The 23,766-nt window shown below is 41.1% G+C and carries 24 protein-coding genes; all 24 read right to left on the bottom strand.

Features of this window, described 5'->3' with window-relative positions; all coding sequences use genetic code 11:
• Nucleotides 1-4: 4 nt before the first annotated feature.
• Nucleotides 5-2,008, bottom strand: a complete 2,004-nt coding sequence (locus PSPO_RS03995; RefSeq protein WP_267890926.1) for a motility associated factor glycosyltransferase family protein — start codon at nucleotides 2,006-2,008, stop codon at nucleotides 5-7.
• A 133-nt stretch (nucleotides 2,009-2,141) separates the two neighbouring features.
• On the bottom strand, nucleotides 2,142-2,471 hold the full coding sequence (locus tag PSPO_RS03990) for a hypothetical protein (RefSeq protein WP_010560721.1): 330 nt from the start codon (nucleotides 2,469-2,471) through the stop codon (nucleotides 2,142-2,144).
• 8 nt (nucleotides 2,472-2,479) lie between these two features.
• A complete protein-coding gene (fliS, locus tag PSPO_RS03985; protein ID WP_010560722.1) occupies nucleotides 2,480-2,902 on the bottom strand; it encodes a flagellar export chaperone FliS in 423 nt (140 codons plus the stop codon).
• A gap of 9 nt (nucleotides 2,903-2,911) precedes the next feature.
• Nucleotides 2,912-4,309, bottom strand: a complete 1,398-nt coding sequence (gene fliD, locus PSPO_RS03980) for a flagellar filament capping protein FliD (protein WP_010560723.1) — start codon at nucleotides 4,307-4,309, stop codon at nucleotides 2,912-2,914.
• Nucleotides 4,310-4,321: 12 nt separating this feature from the next.
• On the bottom strand, nucleotides 4,322-4,723 hold the full coding sequence (locus PSPO_RS03975; RefSeq protein ID WP_010560724.1) for a flagellar protein FlaG: 402 nt from the start codon (nucleotides 4,721-4,723) through the stop codon (nucleotides 4,322-4,324).
• A gap of 110 nt (nucleotides 4,724-4,833) precedes the next feature.
• Nucleotides 4,834-5,649 (bottom strand): flagellin N-terminal helical domain-containing protein, encoded by an 816-nt coding sequence (locus tag PSPO_RS03970; RefSeq protein WP_010560725.1) that lies wholly within the window; start codon nucleotides 5,647-5,649, stop codon nucleotides 4,834-4,836.
• A 208-nt stretch (nucleotides 5,650-5,857) separates the two neighbouring features.
• Nucleotides 5,858-6,676, bottom strand: coding sequence for a flagellin N-terminal helical domain-containing protein (locus PSPO_RS03965; RefSeq protein WP_010560726.1), 819 nt, complete (start codon nucleotides 6,674-6,676; stop codon nucleotides 5,858-5,860).
• Between the two features lie 211 nt (nucleotides 6,677-6,887).
• Nucleotides 6,888-7,706 (bottom strand): flagellin N-terminal helical domain-containing protein, encoded by an 819-nt coding sequence (locus tag PSPO_RS03960; protein WP_010560727.1) that lies wholly within the window; start codon nucleotides 7,704-7,706, stop codon nucleotides 6,888-6,890.
• 331 nt (nucleotides 7,707-8,037) lie between these two features.
• Nucleotides 8,038-8,853, bottom strand: a complete 816-nt coding sequence (locus PSPO_RS03955) for a flagellin N-terminal helical domain-containing protein (protein ID WP_010560728.1) — start codon at nucleotides 8,851-8,853, stop codon at nucleotides 8,038-8,040.
• 206 nt (nucleotides 8,854-9,059) lie between these two features.
• Nucleotides 9,060-9,878, bottom strand: coding sequence for a flagellin N-terminal helical domain-containing protein (locus PSPO_RS03950; RefSeq protein WP_010560727.1), 819 nt, complete (start codon nucleotides 9,876-9,878; stop codon nucleotides 9,060-9,062).
• 136 nt (nucleotides 9,879-10,014) lie between these two features.
• Nucleotides 10,015-10,836: a flagellin N-terminal helical domain-containing protein gene (locus PSPO_RS03945; protein ID WP_010560729.1), complete on the bottom strand. Its 822-nt coding sequence runs from the start codon at nucleotides 10,834-10,836 to the stop codon at nucleotides 10,015-10,017.
• Nucleotides 10,837-11,003: 167 nt separating this feature from the next.
• Nucleotides 11,004-12,239, bottom strand: coding sequence for a flagellar hook-associated protein FlgL (gene flgL / locus PSPO_RS03940; RefSeq protein ID WP_010560730.1), 1,236 nt, complete (start codon nucleotides 12,237-12,239; stop codon nucleotides 11,004-11,006).
• A 5-nt stretch (nucleotides 12,240-12,244) separates the two neighbouring features.
• Nucleotides 12,245-14,254 (bottom strand): FlgK family flagellar hook-associated protein, encoded by a 2,010-nt coding sequence (locus tag PSPO_RS03935; protein ID WP_010560731.1) that lies wholly within the window; start codon nucleotides 14,252-14,254, stop codon nucleotides 12,245-12,247.
• Nucleotides 14,254-15,243, bottom strand: a complete 990-nt coding sequence (flgJ, locus tag PSPO_RS03930; protein ID WP_010560732.1) for a flagellar assembly peptidoglycan hydrolase FlgJ — start codon at nucleotides 15,241-15,243, stop codon at nucleotides 14,254-14,256. Before flgJ ends, PSPO_RS03935 begins: the two co-directional genes overlap by 1 nt.
• A gap of 134 nt (nucleotides 15,244-15,377) precedes the next feature.
• On the bottom strand, nucleotides 15,378-16,472 hold the full coding sequence (locus PSPO_RS03925; protein ID WP_010560733.1) for a flagellar basal body P-ring protein FlgI: 1,095 nt from the start codon (nucleotides 16,470-16,472) through the stop codon (nucleotides 15,378-15,380).
• An 8-nt stretch (nucleotides 16,473-16,480) separates the two neighbouring features.
• A complete protein-coding gene (gene flgH / locus PSPO_RS03920) occupies nucleotides 16,481-17,164 on the bottom strand; it encodes a flagellar basal body L-ring protein FlgH (protein WP_010560734.1) in 684 nt (227 codons plus the stop codon).
• A gap of 12 nt (nucleotides 17,165-17,176) precedes the next feature.
• Nucleotides 17,177-17,965 (bottom strand): flagellar basal-body rod protein FlgG, encoded by a 789-nt coding sequence (gene flgG, locus PSPO_RS03915; RefSeq protein WP_010560735.1) that lies wholly within the window; start codon nucleotides 17,963-17,965, stop codon nucleotides 17,177-17,179.
• 18 nt (nucleotides 17,966-17,983) lie between these two features.
• Nucleotides 17,984-18,730 (bottom strand): flagellar basal body rod protein FlgF, encoded by a 747-nt coding sequence (locus tag PSPO_RS03910; protein ID WP_010560736.1) that lies wholly within the window; start codon nucleotides 18,728-18,730, stop codon nucleotides 17,984-17,986.
• A gap of 152 nt (nucleotides 18,731-18,882) precedes the next feature.
• Nucleotides 18,883-20,205 carry a flagellar hook protein FlgE gene (gene flgE, locus PSPO_RS03905; protein ID WP_010560737.1) on the bottom strand — a complete coding sequence of 441 codons (1,323 nt, stop codon included), beginning with the start codon at nucleotides 20,203-20,205 and terminating at the stop codon, nucleotides 18,883-18,885.
• Between the two features lie 79 nt (nucleotides 20,206-20,284).
• Nucleotides 20,285-20,971: a flagellar hook assembly protein FlgD gene (locus PSPO_RS03900; protein ID WP_010560738.1), complete on the bottom strand. Its 687-nt coding sequence runs from the start codon at nucleotides 20,969-20,971 to the stop codon at nucleotides 20,285-20,287.
• A 12-nt stretch (nucleotides 20,972-20,983) separates the two neighbouring features.
• On the bottom strand, nucleotides 20,984-21,406 hold the full coding sequence (gene flgC / locus PSPO_RS03895) for a flagellar basal body rod protein FlgC (RefSeq protein ID WP_010560739.1): 423 nt from the start codon (nucleotides 21,404-21,406) through the stop codon (nucleotides 20,984-20,986).
• A 2-nt stretch (nucleotides 21,407-21,408) separates the two neighbouring features.
• Nucleotides 21,409-21,813, bottom strand: coding sequence for a flagellar basal body rod protein FlgB (gene flgB / locus PSPO_RS03890; RefSeq protein WP_010560740.1), 405 nt, complete (start codon nucleotides 21,811-21,813; stop codon nucleotides 21,409-21,411).
• 63 nt (nucleotides 21,814-21,876) lie between these two features.
• A complete protein-coding gene (locus PSPO_RS03885) occupies nucleotides 21,877-22,701 on the bottom strand; it encodes a CheR family methyltransferase (RefSeq protein ID WP_010560741.1) in 825 nt (274 codons plus the stop codon).
• A 17-nt stretch (nucleotides 22,702-22,718) separates the two neighbouring features.
• Nucleotides 22,719-23,651 carry a chemotaxis protein CheV gene (locus tag PSPO_RS03880; protein WP_010560742.1) on the bottom strand — a complete coding sequence of 311 codons (933 nt, stop codon included), beginning with the start codon at nucleotides 23,649-23,651 and terminating at the stop codon, nucleotides 22,719-22,721.
• Nucleotides 23,652-23,766: the final 115 nt, after the last annotated feature.

Below are 23,766 nucleotides of genomic sequence, written 5' to 3'. Positions count from 1 at the left end.
ATATTTACTCTATCCAAATGTGAGAATCATCGACAAGATCAATTTTAAATGGACTTTCTAAATATTCTTTTTTCATTTCAAGTACATATTCTTGAACAATTTTTCCTGCTTCAGTGAAACGCTGTAAACTTTCTTGCTCACTGTTGTATGAATTTAAAATGTTCAAAAGCACAGAGTGCGTATGTAATAAACTGCCACGGAGTAAATCGTTAAAATGAGATACATTACTAGCGTTAAAACCTTCTAATCGTTGTAATTGCTCTTCTAAAACAGCAATTGCGGCATCTTTTGAATCTGGTATTTCATCAAACTTTTCAACAATGAGATCACATAAATCTGCAAACATCTCTTGCTGTAAATTATTCTCAAATGTTTTCAGATCTGTATCTGAAATTGGCTTTGTGAGCTTAGAGAATATACTCTCAACAATTGTGTTTTTATCAAGTTCTTTTAGTTCAGGTAGATCTCGCGAATGTATTCCTTGAGTGCCTTTAATGTTCGCACCGTTGCTGCAGTTAACTACATTTAAATGAGGCTGTAATCTAAGAAACTCTTCTATAACCATTCTAGAATAGTTATAGATTAAGTCAGTGTTAACCGTGTCAACAAAGTTACCCGCAACTTGCAATTCAGAGCCCGACGCATCATAAAGTTTACGATCACTGCCTGAGTCAGTACTATAATAGATACTCTTTTTTGAGTGATGTTGTGAACCTACATAGCCCATATCAACACCAAACAAATAAACATTTTCAAACCCCATCTTTTCAACAAATGCTAATGCACAATTTGACACTGTAGGGTTACAATAATTTAAGTACGCTAAACTGCTCGGATTTGATTCTTTATTTTGTATATATAAAGCAGTTCCCGCCTCACCCGTCTTCATTGCTTGAATTGAGCGTTTAAATAACGGAAAAACTTCGGGCTGTACTGTATTTAGTGCCAGCAGATTAATTGATTTAACGTATTCGGGATCATCAACTGCATCAATAACCGTTTTCGTAATTAAACAGCGTTCCATTTCACAATGAAAGTCTGGTGTAATTTGATATTTATGCAATGCACCGATTGCGGAACCACACCTAATAATGATTGCGTGATTTTGCATGGCTCGCACCACTTCTATGTCATTATCTAGTGATGGGCCATTCGCTACTAAGAAAACAGGGACTTGTTTTAAGCTTTCAAGCGGACCACTTTTTAATAAAGGCACCGAATTTTTCATATTGTAGTAAAAATGCCCAACACTCATCAAAGCGTCATCATAAAAGCCAAAGCCAAGCATATTTTCATGAAAGCGCTTTGTTACCTCGGCAACGGCCTCTGTTAATATTTTATCGGTATAATGAACATAAATATAAGAGTGAGCCGCATGAAATCGCCCTATTTTAATAAACACATCTGCAATTTCTTTAACTAACTCTTTATCACTTTCAGCCTCACCCAAGCTTAAATGCAATTGAGCTTCATCGGCATTTAATTGTTCTAAAATTTTTGTCCAATCTGTTAAAAATAAGCTTAAATAAAATAAATCCAAATGTGGTTCGTAAAGGTACAAGTTTTTAACGCGATGTTCTTCAAGCATTGCCTCGATATGGCTACCAGCACCAATACCAAATATAAGCATTGACGAAATAGTATTTGGCAGCTTATCCAACTCTTCTTCTTCCAGCCCTTCTAGATAAAACTTAGTAAGTTTTTTTAAATACCTAGTATGTAAAAAGCGATCAATTTTTTCTTCTCGTTCCGCGAAGTTATTCTTAATATATTGCGGTTCACTTTTAAATCGCTTGTATTGTAAATAAGAGCTTTTAAACACGTTTTCTGCATACATGTACTTATTTGTTTGTGTATCAAATATATTGACACCGAACTCTTCATCAAAGCGTAATTCGTATCGTTCAAGCTTATAATTTAAAAAGCTATGGTAAATATCTGGGTAAAAACTCAAAAAGGAGTTCATATTGCTTTGAAAGCGCGCCTCGAGATCGAAATCAGGAGACATAAAATTATCGGAAAGTGATTGCAGTTCGCGCTCGAGCTTTACCCTCTTTTGCAATACTTTTTGAACACCTTCTAATCGCTCAATTTGTGCTTGGATATTTTTATCTAAACTATCTTTCATTTATAAAAGCCCTTTACACCTTGTGGTCTAGGTACGTTAAGATTGCTTTTTGCGCTTTCACGCCAGCACTTAACTTAGTTTGAATCTCTTTTTTCTGATTAGAAGCATTTTTTAAGCCAACACTATCAATATGTTCAACTTCATTCAGCATTTCAACTGCTTGTTCAAGTACATTATTTGAAATTGTGAGTGATTCTAATGGGGGGATAGTCTTGAGCAGAATTGAACGCTCAACCAACACAGATTCAGCATAAGTTATATTTCTATCGTAAAGGGCTGTTTTTATATCTTGAGATAAAGTATTTACCTTTGTCAAAGCGTCAATTAATTGTCGTTCATCCATAGCTTAGATTACTGCTTATGTTCTGCAATTAACTGGAATCCCTTTTGTTTATCTTCTTCGCTGATCCCATCCCACGCCTGCTTGATAGGTAAAAATAGGTTTTTCACTTCTTCCACCATATCCGCTGAGCTATTCAAGTTTGCCTCACTTAAACGAATAACCATATAGTCATATAAATTGTTAAGATTATCAGCAATCTCTCCACCTGCTTCCATGTTTAGTCCACCTTTGAGGCCACCAATCAAATCAATCGATTTATTAATGGCCTGCGAGCGCGCTTCGATGTCTGCACGATCAATGCTTGCTTTCGCAATATACAACTGTGTCATCAGTTCTTTCATTAACACTTGAATAATTTCATACGGATTAGCTGCAAGCAATGACAGCTCATTTTGCGCTTTCTTGTATTTATTGACCTGATGATTAACCATACTTTCCTCTTAATCTTTACTGCTTTTTGTAACAGGTAATATATTTGCTATATACGAACCTGCCACTTGATACTGAGCCATAACGCGATCTAGGGCTGCATATTGGCTTCGCAACGACGCTTCTAACTCATCGAGCCTGACTTCCAGTTTTTCTCGCTCTATCGTAATGTCTTCCATTGATTCGTTTAATGTGGTCTCACGTTCAACTAGCGAGCCCTTTTTACCAGTAAACAATTCAACATAATCGTTAACCTGCTTACCAAGACCTGTATCACCAACAAATAAACTTTGAACTTCTGAAAAATTATCAGATAAGGCTGACTCAAAACGTTCTGTGCCACTTGGATTAGTTCCCAGTGCAATACTGGAAATTTCCATTTTACCTTCACGGTCAAAGGTAATACCTAAATCATAAAGTGATTTAACATTAGTATTTGTACCAGATATTTCACCTGTAAACATTCTCTGCAATTGCTGTTCCACAATTCGAATACTGCCATCAGCTGCAAGTAATCCATTTTCAGGATCAGATAGTCCGTCTAACTGTGATTTAAGTTCGTTATATGCATCAACAAACCCTTTCAGTTTTTCCTTTGCTTCAGATTGGTCAACACCAATGGTAACCGTTTCTGCACCTGTTGTTGTTTCTTTAAGAGTTATGACCGTGCCCTGAATTTTATCTGATAACTTATTATCACTATCAGTGACAAGCTGGCCATTTATCAATGCTCGTGCATTTCCCGCGGCTTGCGTCTCTGTAAGACCTGCTGCGGCTGTAGGTGCAGATGTTGCAATTGAAGCAAGCGAATCATCATCCGCAGTTACTGTAAGTGAATTACCGTCACCGGTCACGTCTGAGTTAAATGTGAGAACAGCACCGGCATCTGAGTTAATAATGTTGGCACTTACACCAAAATTATCGCCTGCAGCATTAATTTTCTCACGAATATCTTCTAAAGTGTCAGCCGCATCAACTGCAATCGAAAAACTGTTTCCGCCTGCTGCAAATGTCAAGTTGCCACTTCCTACCGGATCTGTCGCACTACCTAACGCAGCAGATTCAAGTTTTGAGCCTTGAGCAAGAGCCTGCACTTCAATGGCAAACTCACCCGATTGAACAGTCGAACTAGCAAAAATCTCAAACGCCTGCTTATCTTCTTCAAGGCCGTTTTTAAAACTCACCGTGCGTGCAGTAAAGGTTTCTTCTTTAGCTAGTTCAGCCAAAGCAGAATTAAAGTTGTCTAACGCCGATTTAAACGTACCAACACCTGATAGCTCAGTTGCATATTGAATTTCACGTTTATTTAATTGTTGCTCTTTAGGCGTCTTTTCAGCAAGAAGCGTTGTTTTTATTATCGTTTCGAGATCAAGACCTGAGCCAACACCTGCCGCTGTAATACCAGCCATAAATCACCTCAATTACACTTTTTTATCAAATAACATACCTGAGCTCGCGCCTAGGATTTCTGTTTGCAACTGTTCAATCTTTTTCGATACTTCAATCATTTCTTCTGATGGGATCTGCCTTAACACTTCCTGTGTTTGTGAATCAGAGACCACAACCACTGATAGCCCATCAAAACGTTCGATTGAAAAATCTACATTTTTTGATTGCAATTGAGCAAATTGCCTTACTTTATCAATAGTTTCAAGCAAGGTTTGCGCCAATTCGTCATCAGATAGAGGTGTCGGTACCTCTTCGATAACACTTTTATCCTTAGCCTCAACATCATTTTTAGGCTTGACCATTGTATCTTGATTAACGGCATCTACAGGGTCACGGATTGGATTGGCCGTCATTGAAATATCACTTAAATTCATAGCAACTCCAAAATTTGGAATGAGCAGCTTTAAACACAATTATAGTCCTATAACGTGCTTAAAGCTTACTTACATTTCTGTAAAGTGAAAGCTACCTCACTTTACCTGAATTACAGCAGTGACAACGCTATTTGCGGCTGCTGATTAGCCTGCGCTAGCATTGAGCTTGAAGCCTGTTGTAATACTTGGTTACGCGCCAATGCCGCACTTTCTGCTGCAAAGTCTGTATCCATAATACGTGACTTAGACGCTGCTACATTTTCTGCTACGTTGTTTAAATTACGAATAGTCGAACTAAAACGGTTTTGTTTCGCACCAAGATCAGCACGTACACCGTTCACTGTTGACAACGCATCATCAAGAGCGGTAATTGCTGTTTGAGCTTGTGAGGCTGTTGCAATAGTATCATCATTTAATGCAAGGCCTGTTGCGCCCATACTAGTACCAATACTTACTGTAATCGTTTGACTTGCGTCTGCACCCACTTGGAACGCTGCGGTAAATGAACCATCTAAGATATTCACACCACCAAAGCTCGTATCTGTAGCAACGCGGTCAATCTCGCTCGACAGTTCAGAAAATTCTTTTTGCAGTGCTGCGCGGTCAGATGCTGTATTTGAACCATTCGCTGATTGAATTGCCAATACACGCATACGTTGCAACATATTTGAGGTTTCTTCTAACGCACCTTCTGCTGTTTGCGATAGTGAAATACCATCGTTTGCATTACGTGCACCTTGGTTTAAACCTTGTACCTGCGCGTTTAAACGCGTACCAATTTGTAAGCCAGCCGCATCATCTGCTGCACTGTTTACACGTAAACCAGACGATAAACGCTGGAATGATGTTGATAATGCCTCGCTCGAACGAGAGAGTTGTCTTTGAGAATTCAAAGACATTATATTTGAGTTAACACTTAAAGCCATGAGAGCCTCCAATAATAATTAACATAGGAACTATCAGTAGCAAGAGAGAGAGTAAGCTACAGATAGTTTTCTGTCCCATCTTCGTTATCGGCGCCCGTCTAAAACCCTTTAGCTTTTTTTTAAACTTTTTAACAAAAAGTAAAAAGCGGCCATTAGGCCGCTTTTTTTTATGAGAGGGAGTACTAACTTGATTAACTAGGAGAGAGTATTAACCAATTAGCGACAATGCTATCTGAGGCTGTTGATTTGCCTGAGCTAACATTGAGCTCGATGCTTGTTGTAACACCTGGTTACGCGCAAGACTTGCACTTTCAGCCGCAAAGTCCGTATCTAAAATACGTGACTTAGACGCTGACACATTTTCAGAAATATTATTCAAGTTACGAATAGTCGAGCTAAAACGGTTTTGCTTCGCACCGAGATCTGCACGTATACCATTTACCGTAGACAAAGCGTCATCAATTGCGGTAATCGCTGTCTGAGCCTGAGATGCAGTCGCAATTGTGTCATCGTTTACAGCTAAACCTGTTGCCCCCATACTTGTTGCGATAGCGACATTGATCACTTGGTTCGCATCTGGACCAACCTGGAAATCAGCTGTAAATGTTCCATCTAAAATATTTACACCACCAAACGTTGTATCACTTGCTACACGGTCAATTTCACTCGATAGCTCAGAAAACTCTTTTTGCAGTGCTGCACGATCTGATGCTGTATTTGAACCATTCGCTGATTGAATTGCCAGAACACGCATACGCTGCAGCATGTTCGAGGTTTCTTCTAGTGCACCTTCCGCTGTTTGCGATAGTGAAATACCATCGTTTGCATTACGTGCGCCTTGGTTTGCACCATTTACTTGCGACTGTAAACGTGTACCAATTTGAAGACCGGCCGCATCATCTGCTGCACTGTTAACACGTAAACCAGATGACAGCCGTTGGAAGGACGTGCTTAACGCATTTGTTGAATTCGATAATTGACGCTGTGCGTTCAATGATGTGACGTTTGAATTTACATATAAAGCCATAATGTTCACCCTCTAGTTCTAAGCAATTATGCTAAAAAGAACTGTTATCTAATTAATTTCTTTAACTAAAAACTATATCGACAGTGGGAGTAATTTCTTTAGAAAAAACCTGTAATTTTTTGTACTTTTTTAAATCACACAATAAAAAAAGCAGCCAAATGGCTGCTCTTATGAGAGAGGGAGTACTAACTTGATTTACTAGGAGAGAGTGTTAACCAATTAGGGATAATGCGATTTGTGGCTGTTGATTTGCCTGGGCTAACATTGAGCTTGATGCTTGTTGTAGCACCTGGTTACGTGCAAGACCTGCACTCTCCGCCGCAAAGTCTGTATCCATTATGCGTGATTTCGACGCCGATACGTTTTCTGAAACATTGTTTAAGTTACGAATAGTCGAACTAAAACGGTTTTGCTTCGCACCTAAGTCAGCTCGTACACCATTTACGATTGATAAAGCATCATCTAGTGCTGTAATCGCTGTTTGCGCACCTGCTGCTGTACTAATTGAATCATCTGAAAGTGCAAGACCCGTTGAGTTCATGTTGGTGGTAATTTTCACCTGAATCGTTTGGTTAGCATCTGGCCCTACTTGATAGTCTGTATCGTAAGTACCATTTAAGATGTTTACACCACCAAACGTTGTATCACTTGCTACACGGTCTATCTCTGCCGATAATTCAGCAAACTCTTTTTGTAGTGCATCACGGTCTGAGTCTGTGTTTGAACCATTCGCCGATTGAATCGATAAAACACGCATACGTTGCAACATATTTGACGTTTCTTCTAGTGCACCTTCTGCTGTTTGAGCTAGTGAAATACCATCATTCGCGTTACGTGCGCCTTGATTTGCACCATTTACTTGCGATTGTAAACGTGTACCAATTTGAAGACCTGCTGCATCGTCCGCTGCACTGTTAACACGTAAACCTGATGATAAACGCTGAAAAGACGTGCTTAACGCATTTGTCGAATTTGATAATTGACGCTGTGCGTTCAATGATGTGATGTTTGAATTTACATATAAAGCCATGATTCTCGCCCTCTTCTATCTGCGGTATTTACCGCCAAACAACTCGTTTGATTAAGATATCGACACGTCAAAAAGATTCTTTAATCAATTTTTACAAGTAAGCCACTAGAAGAAAAATAACCAACAAATAAACAAAGAGTTACTTTAATAATTTAATCACAAAATGCTTTTAATTTTGAAGCATGATTCGTTCTGATTATTCTAGTTTAGAGGTGTAATTGTTTAGTTTGGGCTCTATGAATACGCTATATGGGAGGGATATTATTCAGTCAAATATTTATAGATCACACCACTCAGTGTGATCTATAAAAAGCATTACGATTACTATTTATTACAGCAATGACAACGCAATTTGCGGCTGCTGGTTAGCCTGCGCTAACATTGAGCTTGAAGCCTGTTGTAATACTTGGTTACGCGCCAATGCCGCACTTTCTGCTGCAAAGTCTGTATCCATGATACGTGACTTAGACGCTGCTACATTTTCTGCTACGTTGTTTAAGTTACGAATAGTCGAACTAAAACGGTTTTGCTTCGCACCAAGATCAGCACGTACACCGTTCACTGTTGACAACGCATCATCTAGTGCACCTATAGCTGTTTGTGCGCCTGCAGCAGTACTGATAGAGTCATCAGAAAGCGCAAGTCCTGTTGAGTTCATATTTGTCGTTACTTTTAACGTAATAGTCTGGTTTGCATCAGCACCAACTTGGAAGTCTGTGTCGTACGTACCATCTAAAATATTTACACCACCAAAGCTCGTATCACTTGCAACACGATCAATCTCAGCAGATAGCTCTGTGAATTCTTTTTGCAGTGCATCACGATCCGAATCAGTGTTTGAACCATTCGCTGACTGAATTGCCAATACACGCATACGTTGCAGCATGTTCGAGGTTTCTTCCAACGCACCTTCTGCTGTTTGCGATAGTGAAATACCATCGTTTGCATTACGTGCACCTTGGTTTAAACCTTGTACTTGCGAGTTTAAACGCGTACCAATTTGCAAACCTGCCGCATCATCTGCCGCACTGTTTACACGTAAACCAGACGATAAACGTTGGAATGATGTTGATAATGCCTCACTCGAACGAGAGAGTTGTCTTTGAGAATTCAAAGACATTATATTTGAGTTAACACTTAAAGCCATGAGAGCCTCCAATAATAATTAACATAGGAACTATCAGTTGCAAGAGAGAGAGTAAGCTACAGATAGTTTTCTGTCCCATCTTCGTTATCGGCGGCCGCCTAAAACCCTTTAGCTTTTTTTAATTTTTTTTAACGAAAAGTAAAAAACGGCCATTTGGCCGTTTTTATATGAGAGGGAGTACTAACTTAATTAACTAGGAGAGAGTGTTAACCAATTAGCGACAATGCGATTTGTGGCTGTTGATTTGCCTGAGCTAACATTGAGCTTGATGCTTGCTGTAACACCTGGTTACGTGCAAGACCTGCACTCTCCGCCGCAAAGTCTGTATCCATTATGCGTGATTTCGACGCCGATACGTTTTCTGAAACATTGTTTAAGTTACGAATAGTCGAACTAAAACGGTTTTGCTTCGCACCTAAGTCAGCTCGTACACCATTTACGATTGATAAAGCATCATCTAGTGCTGTAATCGCTGTTTGCGCACCTGCTGCTGTACTAATTGAATCATCTGAAAGTGCAAGACCCGTTGAGTTCATGTTGGTGGTAATTTTCACCTGAATCGTTTGGTTAGCATCTGGCCCTACTTGATAGTCTGTATCGTAAGTACCATTTAAGATGTTTACACCACCAAACGTTGTATCACTTGCTACACGGTCTATCTCTGCCGATAATTCAGCAAACTCTTTTTGTAGTGCATCACGGTCTGAATCTGTGTTTGAACCATTCGCCGATTGAATCGATAAAACACGCATACGTTGCAACATGTTTGACGTTTCTTCTAGTGCACCTTCTGCTGTTTGCGCTAGTGAAATACCATCATTCGCGTTACGTGCGCCTTGATTTGCACCATTTACTTGCGATTGTAAACGTGTGCCAATTTGTAAACCGGCCGCATCGTCCGCTGCACTGTTAACACGTAAACCTGATGATAAACGCTGAAAAGACGTGCTTAACGCATTTGTTGAATTCGATAATTGACGCTGTGCGTTCAATGATGTGATGTTTGAATTTACATATAAAGCCATGATTCTCGCCCTCTTCTATCTGCGGTATTGACCGCCAAACAACTCGTTTGATTAAGATATCGACAACAAGGGGGATGACTTTAGAGAAAAGTTAATAAAATTTATAGCCCCTGATAAATCAAGGGCTTTAAAGCGATTATCCCTGAAGTAGTGACAACGCGATTTGAGGTTGTTGGTTAGCTTGGGCCAGCATTGAGCTTGATGCTTGTTGTAGAACCTGATTACGCGCCAATGCTGCACTTTCTGCTGCAAAGTCCGTATCCATAATACGAGATTTTGACGCTGAAACGTTTTCAGCAACACTTTTTAAGTTACGAATAGTTGAACTAAAGCGGTTTTGTTTCGCACCCAGATCTGCACGCACTGCATTAACTGTCGATAGCGCATCATCAAGCGCTGCGATTGCAGTTTGAGCACCAGCTGCAGTACTGATTGAATCATCAGAAAGTGCAAGCCCTGTTGTATTCATATTAGTGGTAATTTTCACTTGAATCGTTTGATTGGCATCTGGGCCGACTTGATAGTCTGTGTCATAAGTACCATTTAAGATATTTACACCACCAAATGTTGTATCAGTTGCAACGCGATCAATCTCAGATTGTAATTCAGAAAACTCTTTTTGCAGTGCCTCACGGTCTGAATCAGTGTTTGAACCATTTGCCGATTGAATGGATAAAACACGCATACGCTGTAGCATGTTGGTTGTTTCTTCTAAAGCGCCTTCTGCTGTTTGCGACAGTGAAATACCATCATTTGCGTTACGTGCACCTTGGTTTGCACCATTTACTTGCGATTGTAAACGAGTACCTATTTGCAAACCTGCCGCATCGTCTGCTGCACTATTAACACGAAGACCTGATGATAAACGTTGGAACGATGTACTTAATGCATTGGTTGAGTTCGCTAACTGCCTTTGAGCATTAAGTGACGTTATATTGGAATTTACATATAAAGCCATTTTTTTCTCCTAAGTTAGAATACAGTGGCGCAAAGCTCTCTCCTTCTTTGCGCTACTGTTAGTACTCCCGGCTCTCATGACGGGAAGTGCTTTGTTAAAGCGAACTTTAACGTTTGCACTAAGTTGCGTCTTTGACGCACTAACTTAAAAGCATTAAACGTGCCAACTTATATGTAATCAAACAAAGTTAATCCTGAAACTCGGCCAAATGTCGCTTGAGCGGCCTGTAGCGCGGTTTCATTTTTCTTTAACTCGCTGATTGCTTCAGCCATATCGGCCTCTAACAAACTTGCCTTAGTGGCAACGTTTACTATTTCCTCTCCAGAATTGGCATTTTCATTCCTTGTAACGGCATTTAATCTCCCCCCAATACTTGCCCGGGTGAAAGTAATTGCCTCTTGCGCATTATCTAATTCAACAACTGAATCTGCAAGCGTCTCTTGTAACTGAACCTGCGTACTTGCAGGATTTTCAAGTACCGAAATAAGCTCTTCTAATGTGTTTAGAATGTTCTTGTTAGTTGGAGGTTCTAATGTAAAATCAGCTTGCCCTGGCGCAGCACCTTGCAGCGATATCTCCATGCCAGCAAATTCTATTGACTCACCGGTAAAGTCTCCTGTGACAGCAGGTACCAGTGGCGAGCCATTTTGTCTGATCTCGTACTGATCTGGTGCGCCAGCCGTAACGACTACATTGAAAGTATTATTTGCGGGTGTAAGCGGGTCATAATAGTTAGCGTGAAATTGGTCAAATTCAGCTTGTTGCTTAACATACACACTGCCCGCGGTAATTGCCCCAGGCAATATCGTCATCGCATTACTGGCAACATTTAGCCGCGCTTTGGTTTTTTCAAACAAATCTGCGCCATTGTCAGTAGCTTGAATATAAGTTGAAGTAGCAACTTGAATCGAGTGGTTACCCTGATCGCCGTTGTATGTATAAGTTTGACTAGCACTATCGTAAGAATAAGTCGCTTTACTATCTTGAAAACCAGAGAAAATAAAACGCCCATCTTCAGAGCGCGTATTCATCAAATCAAGTAAACTTTTTTGAATTTCAGCTAATTCTTTACTAATACCCTCACGATCAGTGTGAGTATATGCACCATTACCAGCTTGAATAGAAAGTTCGCGTGCTCGCTCTATTTGCGTATTCATACTTTTTAGCGCATTTTCTTCTACTTCTAAGCGCCCGCGCAAGAAACTCATATTCTTGTCAAACTGGTCATTCAGTTCTAGTTTTTTCGTAATCAAGTTCGCTTGTGCCATAGCGGCGGGATCATCCGCTGCTGTTAGTACTTTTTTCTGCGTATTCACTCTTAGTTGAGAATCTACAAGTTTCTCTTGGCCACTTAAAATACTATCGAGGCTATTTTGATACATAATATTATTCGATAAACGCATCTCGACTACCTCGCTGCATTAAGAATTGTGTCAAATACTGTGCTTGCGGTACTTAAGATTTTTGCCGCTGCTGCATAAGATTGTTGATAACGTAATAAATTAGCCGCTTCTTCGTCTAAATTGACACCTGAAATCGACTCATACCACGCATTAGATTGATTAGCTAACGCATCAAATGCCACTTGATTGGTTTTAGCTTGCGCAGTTTTCATACCAACATCAGTCACTATATTACCGTATGCTTCATTAATCTTAGTGAGGTTATCACCATTGGTTACGATAGCACTTGACCTAACTAACTCTCGATTTTGAATTTCTGCCAGTAAAAGACCGTTTCGGCTATCGTCAAAGCCATCAGTATTAAACTCAATCGTAAATGAGTCACCCGTTTCTGCTATACCTTCAAGGTTAAAATCAAAACCATAGGTATTGTATGGTGCACCTGCTTGTGCCAAAACATTGTCATAAGGCGGTGTTAAAACAACCGTATTCGTTACGGGTGGTGCACCATCTGTAATTGTAAACTCATTAGGGTTTGCCGTTTTAGTTAGTGTAATGGTGCCATTGGCTAAAGCTGGCGGTGGACCTGGATTAAATCCTGGTGCAGTGGTGTCAGAAACAGTGCTTGACGCTATATTACCTGATCCTCTGTTAGCTAAGTCGCTGTTAGTGCGTATCGGTGAAGCTAACGCTAAATCTTCCGGTCGCATGGTTGCAAGCTCGAAGCTCGTCGATGCCTCTGAGTTAAGTTTAAGTTCAAATTTATCACCAACTGCAGCGCCAGCTCCTACATTAATTTGCAAACCAAAAAGCTCTCCGCCTACCGCTGTGCCCGAATTAGCCTGCCCAGCAGCAACAGCTGCAACAATAGGTGTACCAATTGGATCGCCATATGAATCAAGCGCAGTAACTGTAATTTGGTTCACTGCTGTATATTCAATTAAAAAATCATTTGGCGGTAATTCACTACCTTTACCCGGTTCAATGGTTCCACTTACTTGAGCCGTACCCGTGTTTGCTGCATAGGAATAAGCACCAGCGGTTGGAATGGTAAATAAATCGCCACCAAGTTCGCCATCGCCGTCTAATCCAAGCCTATTTTGCTGATTGAATGCATCCGCCATTGCTAGGCTCAATTGGCCTAACTTGTTTTGTGACGAAATCAGTATTTCCTCACGGTAAGCTAGTAGCCCACCAATTTTTCCTTTTAGTACACTGGTATTGACTTCAAGCGGAATGGCTTTGCCTGAATCCACATCTAATTTTAAATCTTTAAAATTGGGATCAGGATCACCAGAAATTGAAAATAAGTTAAACGCGCCATCTTCCATTACAACAGCTTCACCCGTGCCCATAAACACCAGTTTTTCACCATTTGGACCATCAAGTGTTTCAATGTCTATATATTCAGATAGCTCTTTAATTGCCAAATCACGCTGATTGATAGTGCTATTTAGAGCACTGCCATCAGGCCCCGATGTTCCCGATGCAATTGATAAGTTTAGCTCGCTAATCTTAGTGATAAGTGAATTAGCTTCATTCGCATAGATCTCGAGCTGATCGTTAACGATGGTTTTTTGATCAAAAACGATACCCGATAATCGGTTAAGCTGATCGATGTAACCTTGGGCATTACTAAAAAACAGGGAACGGCTAACATTAGACGATGGTTGGTTTAAACTATCTTGTAACGAGCCAAACAACGAGTTGATGCTCGTTCCGAGACTATTAGACTCTTCAGCAAATAGACTATCTACTCGCGCGGACTCGCTAACGATTTGGTTGTAAAAAGCCGCATTGGAAATATCGCGATTAAGCTGCTCTTGTGCAAAACTATTCACTAAGCGGAAAGTTTGCCCAAGTCCAACTTGATTATCGAACAGTGTTCTATGTTCTGTGCGCTCTCGAACATAACCTTCGGTATTGACGTTGGTAATGTTTTTACTGGTAGTTTGCAGTAACTCTGAGCTTGCACGTACACCTGAGTTTGCAATATTAAGTAGATTAAAAGACATTAGTTAGTGCCTCCTAAACTTGTTATCGAACTTTTCATCATATCGTTTACATTTATTCCTGAAGCGACAGCGTTGAGTGCTTGCGTAAATTCACTGCGCTTTAGCACATCTTTAATTTTGTCTGCATAATTAGGGTCAGTGGCATACCCTGCTTTTTGTAATTCATCAAGATACTGAGATGGGTCTGACGTTGTTTTAAGTGCTGATTGATAGCGTGGGTTTTGCTGTAAAAAGTTAACAAAATCATCAAAACTTTCAGCAATGCTGTTATACGCTCTAAAATTAGATTGTTTTTTAACAGCGACGCCTTGTTCAAATTCAAGCGAAGCTTTAGCAGCTTTATCACCTTGCCATGCGCGGTCAGCTTTAATATTGAAAAAATTATTTGAGCTTTGCCCATCACTTTTAGTAATCACATGTTTTCCCCAGCCTGTTTCAAGCGCAGATTGCGCCAACATAACAGCAGGACTTAACCCTATTTTTTCAGCTGCGCTTTTAGCGTGCTGCCAAAGCTCAGAAACAAACGACTGCTCATTATCAAAGGCTGTTTCTTCACCTGTAGTATTTATCTGTTTTGATGAATCTGTATTTGCAGTATTCAATGAAGGCTTTTGCATTGGCGCAATTTGGCTTGATGAAAACAAACTTGCAGGGGTGTATTTTCCTGGCGTGGGTGAAAGTTGCTGGACAATAATATCGGCAAGCCCTAATGCACCACTTTGTGAAAGTTCCATAGAAAGCTGTTGATCGTGCATATCACGATAAAATTTAACGCTGCTTTCATTAAACGGGCTATCTTCGTCTTCAAATGCTTCGTTGGCTTTACGCATACTTTTAAATAGCATTTGGGTAAAAATCGATTCAAACTGAGCTGCGACTTGCTTAAGCGCTTTTTTATCAGGATCGCCCTGCAGCGCTTCTTGACGTAAAGAATCTAAGTTACTCAAGTCAAAGAAACTTTGTTGATGATTTATGTTGTTACCATCCATAAGTCAGCTCTCATTCAATAAATTGGCTACGAAACACACTGATAAACCAATGCAAAAATCAAGCCAAGGAAATAAAATTAAAGCGCTAAACAAAAAAGCCCTGCAATGCAGGGCTCAAGTAACAATCTGTAAACTTAAATCACGATTAGTTGGCCACTTATTGCGCCCGCCTCTTTCAACGCTTCAAGTATTGCCATTAAATCACCTGGCGCCGCGCCGACTTCGTTAATCGCTCGCACGAGATCATCTAAACTCGCACCTGGGTCAAACACAAAAGCACGGGTATCATCGCGGGCAACATCAATAATGCTTTGTTCGGTAACAACCGTTTGCCCACCAGCAAGTGCGTTGGGTTGATTAACGTTTTGCTGCTCTGCAATCGTGACAGTCAATCCACCATGGGTGATTGCTGCGGGTTCTAAAGTAACATTTTTACCAATCACGATAGTGCCTGTACGCGAATTAACGATAATTTTTGCACTGTTATCAGCTGGTTCGAATTCAAGATTTTCTAAAGTAGCAAGGTAAGCTACGCGCTGCGCTGGGTCGCGTGGCGCTAACACTTTAACCGACGCTGCATCCATTGCTGTGGCAGTATTTGGGCCTACTAAATCGTTAATCGTATCAGATAAGGCTTTTGCAGTAGAAAAATCAGGACGGTGCAAATTAAATGTAATGTGATCACCTTGGTTGAACGGCGATGCGACCGCACGTTCGACAATCGCGCCATTTGGAACACGTCCTACAGTTGGTGTATTTACTAATACCTTGCTGCCATCAGCACCCTCGGCGCCTAATCCGCTAACCACCATGCTGCCTTGTGCAATTGCATACACATTGCCATCAACGCCCTTTAGAAAGGTTTGAATTAATGTACCACCGCGCAAGCTTAATGCGCTGCCAATTGACGATACGGTTACATCGATTGTTTGACCCGGTTTCACAAACGGCGGTAAATCTGCATGTACAGCTACTGCTGCCACATTCTTAATCTTAGGCTTTAAGTTTGCTGGTAACGTGATACCAAAACTGCTTAGCATGGCTTTAAAACTTTGCTCGGTAAAGCTACTTTTTTCACCTGTGCCAGGCAAACCAACAACTAAACCATAACCAACAAGCTGGTTACTACGTACCCCTTCAACAACAGTCACATCTTTAATGCGTTCTGCTGTTGTTGGGAAACTAAAAAGGCTAAGAAGCGCGATAAAACCAATAGCAAAATTACGCATGCGACCTCCTAAAAAGGGTTTAATGGGCTTAAGAAGAACTGGGCTAACCAGCCTGCTTCTTGTGCATCTGCCAGTGCCCCTTTACCAGAGTACTGAATACGTGCGTTTGCAATACGGGTAGACATCACCATATTGTCAGCACTAACATCCTTCGGACGAACGATGCCTTCTAAACGAATAAATTCTTCACCGGTATTAAGCGTAAGCCACTTTTCACCGCGAATAACTAAATTACCGTTTGGTAATACACGCATCACATTAACTGAAATATTACCGTTTAGACTATTTGACTGATCTGACTTCGCATCGCCTTTATATGAGCCCTCTGAACCAACACCGTATTGCAACGCATCACCATTGATCGTAACTGCATTACCGCCAAATCCAGTAACCGGTGATAGTGCAAAGTCCGTTTCTCGGTCAGTTTCCGTTTTTGCAGTTTTTGACGCCTGAGTTGATTCACTCAGCACTACGGTAATAATGTCACCTTGGCGCAGCGCTTTTTGGTCTGAATAAAGGTCATTTGAGTAATGTATATTATAAAGTGACCCCGTGTTTACCTGCGACACATCGGTATCTTCAGGATACAGCGGTGCATAATACGGATCATCACGTTCGACGAAGCGGTTTGCTGTTGTCACACAACCGCTTAAAAGTACGCTGCCGATCAATGTTAATAGTAACTTACTCATGCTAACCACCTATTAAAGCTGCTGATTAATGTAACTCAACATTTCATCAACCGAAGAGATGACTTTTGAATTCATCTCATAAACGCGCTGCGTCTCAATAAGATTTACCAACTCTTCGGTTACATTCACGTTTGATGTTTCAAGAGAGCCCTGCACAATCACACCTAGTCCATCCACGCTCGGGTTACCTTGCACAGGTGCGCCACTTACTGCGGTTTCTGTATAGAGGTTTTGTCCCATAGGCTCAAGACCTGATGGATTAATAAAATCAGAAATGGTGAGCTGACCAATTACTGCATTGTCTGCTTGCCCAGCGATACGTACTGACACTTCGCCATCTTGCGATACAATAATCTGCTGTGCATCGTCAGGGACATTCATTTCTGGCTGCAATGGATAACCCGCGCCCGATGTTACAATGCGACCTTCTTCATCCGTAGTAAATTGGCCATTTCGCGTATAGGCAAGACTACCGTCCGGCATCGCAACTTCAAAAAAGCCCTGACCTTGAATCATCCAATCCATCGAGTTATCAGTTGTTAGCATATTTCCTTGTGAGAAATTCTTTTGCGTGGCAACTACTTTAGAACCCGCACCTAACATTAAACCCGATGGCAGCTGCGTATCTTGCGATGAGCGCCCCCCCGGCTGATTAATGTTTTGATAAAGCAAATCTTCGAAAATCGCACGGCTTTTTTTGTACCCTACGGTGCTCGCGTTTGCTAAGTTATTTGAAATTACAGACGTATCGGTTTGCTGCGCATCGATACCTGTTTTACTGATCCACAATGCAGGATGCATACTAACCTCCAAAAACCATTAATAAATTCGCATAAGAGAACTTTGGCTTTCGTCAATTTTCTCTGCGGTTTTCATCATTTTGACTTGCAACTCAAACTGACGTTGGTGTGAAATCATTCCCACCATCTCATCAACTGGGTTCACATTAGACATTTCTAATGCACCGCTGGTTACTGTCATATTTGGGTCGGTATCCAGTTCCGCCCCATCTTTATTTCTAAACAAGCCATCCAACCCTTTTTCTAAAGGTTGAACACCATACGCACTGACCAACTTTAAGCGGTCGATATCTTCAATAAAATTTGCTGGTGCGCCTTGCGGCCTAACTTGGATCATGCCGTCTTTGGCAATTTGTACTTTTTCAATCGGCACTGGCAAAATAACAGGCCCCGCTTCACCGATTACTGGTAAGCCATTAGCTGTAAATAGCTGCCCTGTTTCACTCATGCGTAAATTGCCTGAACGAGTGTAGGCCTCGTCACCATTTGCATCTTGCACAGCGAGCCAACCGTTTTCACCAACTGCAATATCAAGTTCACGTCCGGTCATAGATAAGGCTCCAGCACTCAAGCGTGAACCCGGTCTTTCTTCCATCGCAAACACGCGTGTTGGCAAGCCTTCACCAAAAGCCTGCATAGAACGAGCTTGCTCTAAATCAGCTTTAAACGCAGTGGTTTTTGCATTAGCTAAATTATTAGCTTTAACTGCAATGCCCAGCATATTTTGTTTAGCGCCCGATGCAGCGACATAAAGTAATTTATCCATCGACTCGACCTAAAAATGATCACTAATAGTTAGGTAGAGCAAAAATGATGCCAATCGCAATGATTGAAAATTGACGCTATTAAGAAATAACAAATAGAATAAAAAAGGGCTGAAAAATCAGCCCGATAAAGAAGTGAATTACGCTAACTAAATTAGCGGATCTGTAAGATATTTTGTTGCAGTGTTGAGTTAACTTCTAAAGCTCGTGAGTTTGCTTGGAAGTTTCGCTGCGCGGAAATTAAATCAACAAGTTCGTTGGTTAAGTTTACGTTAGATTGCTCGAGCGCACTTGAATTAATCGTACCTAATGTACCCGAACCCGGTTCACCTGCTATTGGCTCGCCTGATGTTAAACTTTCTTTCCACGCTGTATTACCTACCTGAGATAAACCTTGTGAATTAGCAAATCGTACCATAGACACTTGGCTAATATAGGTTGAATCACCGTTACTGTATGACGCAACGATCTTACCATCGGTACCAATATCAATACCCGTTAAACGCCCCACCGTCGCACCATCTTGTTCAAGTGCTTTTACCTCAAAACGGCTGGCATACTGAGTAGGTTGTTTCTGTGCAGTACCTACTTCGTCGCGCCAATTGATATTTACATCATTTGGAAAAGCCGCACCGTTTGTTAAAAGGCTTGATAAGTTAGTCGCTGTTAATGAAACAGGGTCAAATGTGGTATTAGGCGCAGTAACAGGAGCTTGAGGCAAACCGCTTGAATCAAATGTAAATGTTGCAAGTGGCCCTGCCGGTGGGTTAGTACCTGTACTATCAAACTCTTGTCCGCCTAATGTAGCGTGAACATTCCACTGATTATTTGTACCTGTTTTTACAAAATAGAACTGCATAACGTGCGGTTCACCAAGTGAATCATATACCGTCGTAGACGTTGATGCGTTAAACGTAGCAGAGTCTTTTGGATTAAATGGCGCTACTGTAGGCTGGGTTGCACCGGCATCTAAGTTAAATGAAGTATACACATTATTGGTTGCACGTGGTGCACCTGATGCATCAGGAATTTGAATCGGAGTTGCCGTACTCAAACTGACGGATGTTGTATCTCCGTTCGATGGGTCTACAGGGAAACCACGTAAAAAATTCCCTTGTGCATCTACAACGAAATTATCTTTGTTAAGTTTGAATGCACCAGCACGCGTGTAAGTATAATCTTGCGATGATAATGAATCAGTCATCGCAAAGTAACCTTCGCCGGTAATCGCAAGATCAAGCGCATTCTGAGTAAACTGTAATGAACCTTGGTTAAACTGTTGTGCCACAACCGTAGTTTGCACACCATCACCATTTTTTGTTTTGCCCGAACTAAATACCGACGCAGCATATACATCTGCGAATTCAGCCCGTGACTCTTTAAAACCTGTTGTGTTTACGTTCGCAATGTTGTTTGCTGTTACATCGAGATCTTTTTGTGCCGCAGCTAATCCCGTCAATGCAATATTAAAACTCATAATTCACCTCTTAAACTCGCAGTCCTGATTGTTAGGAAACTGCTTACTCGGAGTTATTTATTCAACTTTAATGCCAAGATTAACCTTGAGCGATTTCGACAACATCACTTAAATTAATCGAACCAGCGCCCGTGTTAAGTACCAAGCCATGTGTGCCTTTTAAACTAACACTTGAAATGTTCAAAAACGCTCCAGTTGGAAAGCTCATATACTCACCATCTGCGACTCGTCCTTCCGCTGTCATCGCGTAATTGCCAGGTGGCAACGGATTACCGCTTTCATCTTTGCCATCCCACTCAAACTTTGCTGCGCCCGCAGTCTTCGAACCAATATCCAGCGTGCGAACAACCTCACCCGCTGCATTTTTGATTTTTACGGTGACATCATGAGCAGAGGTATCCAGCGCCACACTACCTGTAGATGTTTTGCCATCCCTCAGTTCAAGTACCGTTGATGGCACCAGTGCATCTTTACCAACCAATGTTGATGCTTGTAGTGCAGAATTCGAAGTCATCGTTGAAGCAAAGCTTTCAAAGTTTGCATTCAGTTGGCTAATACCATCAGCCATCGAAAAGCTTGTCATTTGCGCAATCATCTGATCGTTATCCGCAGGTTTTGTCGGATCTTGATACGATAACTGCTGCGTTAACAATGCAAAGAAATCTTCTTGTTTTAGCTGATCGTTATCATTTTGTTCAGGAACACCTGTAGGTGTTTTCCATTTAACTGAATCAATAAAACTGTCGTTACTAACGTTTGTTGTCATGATCAGCTCCTATTAGTTTTGACCCATGCGCAGAGTACGAGACAGCATTTGCTTCGCTGCATCAGCTACTTGAACATTGGTTTGGTAATTACGTGATGCCGAAATCATATTTGCCATTTCTTCCACAACATTGACATTCGGCTTATAGATAAAGCCATCTTTATCAGCCAGCGGATGCTCTGGATTGAATTCACGCTTAAGCGGTTTGTCACTTTCAACAATACCAAGCACCTTTACTCCAACCGCTTCACCTTGTTGCGCGTTAACCGCTTTGCTCAATTCTGCAGAAAAAACAGGATGACGCGCACGGTAGGTTTCGTCCGCACTTGAACTCACTGAGTTAGCATTAGACAAATTACTTGCAGTCGTATTTAAACGCACAGATTGTGCACTCATGCCAGTACCAGAAATGTTAAATACATTATATAGACTCATAATTATGCCCCTTGCCCACCTAGTGCTTTTTTCAAGCCTTTAAACTTACCGCCTAAAAAGTTAATACTCGCTTGGTACTCCATTGCGTTTTGAACATACTTACTACGTTCTTCCTGCATATCCACAGTATTACCGTCACCGGTATCAGGCTGAGTGGGTACTCGATACAAGGTGTTACTTTCTAAACTATTAATAGAAAGATCGAAGTGTTTTTCGTGAGTGGTCGACAAGCGCTTGGATTGGCTCGATTTAGCCTGTTCAAGGGCTTTTGAAAAATCAATGTCTCGCGCTTTGTAGTTTGGCGTATCTGCGTTAGCAATATTAGTTGCTAGCACTTCTGCTCTTTGCGAACGAGCAAGAGTAGCTTGCGGATGAATGCCGAGTGCTCTGTCAAAACTGATAGCCATAACTTCTCCAAAAAAGTGACTTTGAAGAAGTTATGCAAATAGTAAGCCAGAGCTACTGACTAATTATTTTTTTTGATAAATGATACCTGGATTACAGCGGATCATTTCAAAATCCTCGCTTAATCCGGTCATAGATTCTGACGCGCCTAGAAATAAATACCCTTTAGGGCTAAGGGCTTGGTGGAATTGTTTAATAATTTTTGCTTTAACTTCCGGTGAGAAATAAATCAATACATTACGACAAAAAATGATTTCAAATTTCCCCATAAGTGCATACGAATCTAACAAGTTTAAGTGGCGAAAGCTCACCATCCGCTTTATATCATCGTTCACTTTTGCCATACCGTGATCTGAATCCGTAAAAAACTTGCGACGCCTTTCAGGTGAAAGGCCACGTGCCAGCGCAAGCGAATCGTATTCAGCATTTTTACAGATATCTAACATGGTGTTAGATATATCTGTACCAACAATATTGACACCCGCTAGCGCCCCTGGCTTTGACTGCTTAAATTCAGCGGCACTCATAGCGATTGAATACGGCTCTTGCCCTGAAGAACTTGCAGCAGACCAAATTTTAATAGGTCTACGCAGCTCCGAAAGTTCAGGGAAAAGTTTATTCTTAAGCAATTCGAATGGATATGTATCACGGAACCACAGGGTTTCATTAGTTGTCATTGCATCAACAACTGCAGCCCTTAACTGACGTTCACGCGGGCTAAGCGTTTTAGTCACTAATTCTGATAAAGAGTCGACATCAAACCTTGCCATTAAAGGTGCAAGACGACTCTTTACTAGGTACTGTTTATTGTCACCTAGCACAATGCCACATTGCTGCTCTAAAAAGCTTTTAAATTGCTGATATTCTTTATCATCTAAGTTTTTGTTCAAGTTTATTACTCGCTGGTCTAATCTTCATGAACCCACTTTTTAACCGCAGTAGCTAACTCATCTGGGTTAAACTTCGCAATAAAATCATCAGCTCCGACTTTTTCAACCATCGCCTGATTAAATACACCACTGAGTGATGTATGTAATATAACATGAAGCGGTGCTGTTCTGGGATCAGCCTTTAGTTCGGCTGTTAGCGTATACCCATCCATTTCTGGCATTTCTACGTCTGAAATAAGTAGCGCTACTCGTTCAGTGACCACACTTTGACAATCTTTCTCGGCAATTTCTTTCAGGCGAACTAGCGCCTCGCGTCCATTTTTTGCCACCTCAGTTTGCACGCCTAATGGCTCAAGCGCCCGTTTCACTTGGTTTCGCGCAACTGTCGAATCATCGGCAATAAATACAATACGTTCGCCAAGGTCTTTTTGCATCTCACCATCTGAAACCAAATCAGCACTCACCTCAGTGTTTACTGGGCAAATTTCATTCAGGATCTTTTCTACATCCAGTATTTCAACCAGTTCCTTTTCGATTTCAGTTACTGCAGTTAAATACGAATAACGGCCCGAACCTGACGGCGGTGGCATAATTGATTCCCAGTTGATATTAACGATACGCTCAACCGAGTCGACTAAAAAGCCCTGCACTGAACGGTTATATTCAGTGATGATAATAAAACAATCTTTTGTATCTTGGATCCCAGGGCCACCGATAGCTAAAGAAAGATCGATAACTGAAATTGTTTGCCCACGTATGTGCGCCACACCTTTAACATAATGATTAGATTTTGGCATTGCCGTTAAGTTAGGACATTGTAAAACCTCACGTACTTTAAATACGTTAATTCCGAACCGCTGCCTGCCTTTTAACTTAAACAGCAACAACTCCAGCCTGTTTTGACCTACGAGTTGCGTTCGCTGATTAACCGAATCTAAAATGCCTGCCATTTCAATCTCCTAACTTGAAGCAATGAAAAGGAATACTTCTTGCTTCTTTGTTATTGTACTACCGTATAACCTTGATGTGCCATAATTTTGACACTCGCTAGTTATACCTTGTTTT

Origin of the sequence: Pseudoalteromonas spongiae UST010723-006 (assembly GCF_000238255.3) — a bacterium.
GTDB classification, from domain to species: domain Bacteria; phylum Pseudomonadota; class Gammaproteobacteria; order Enterobacterales; family Alteromonadaceae; genus Pseudoalteromonas; species Pseudoalteromonas spongiae.
Note: the sequence above shows the minus strand (reverse complement) of the source record. Positions and strands in the feature narration are given on the sequence as shown.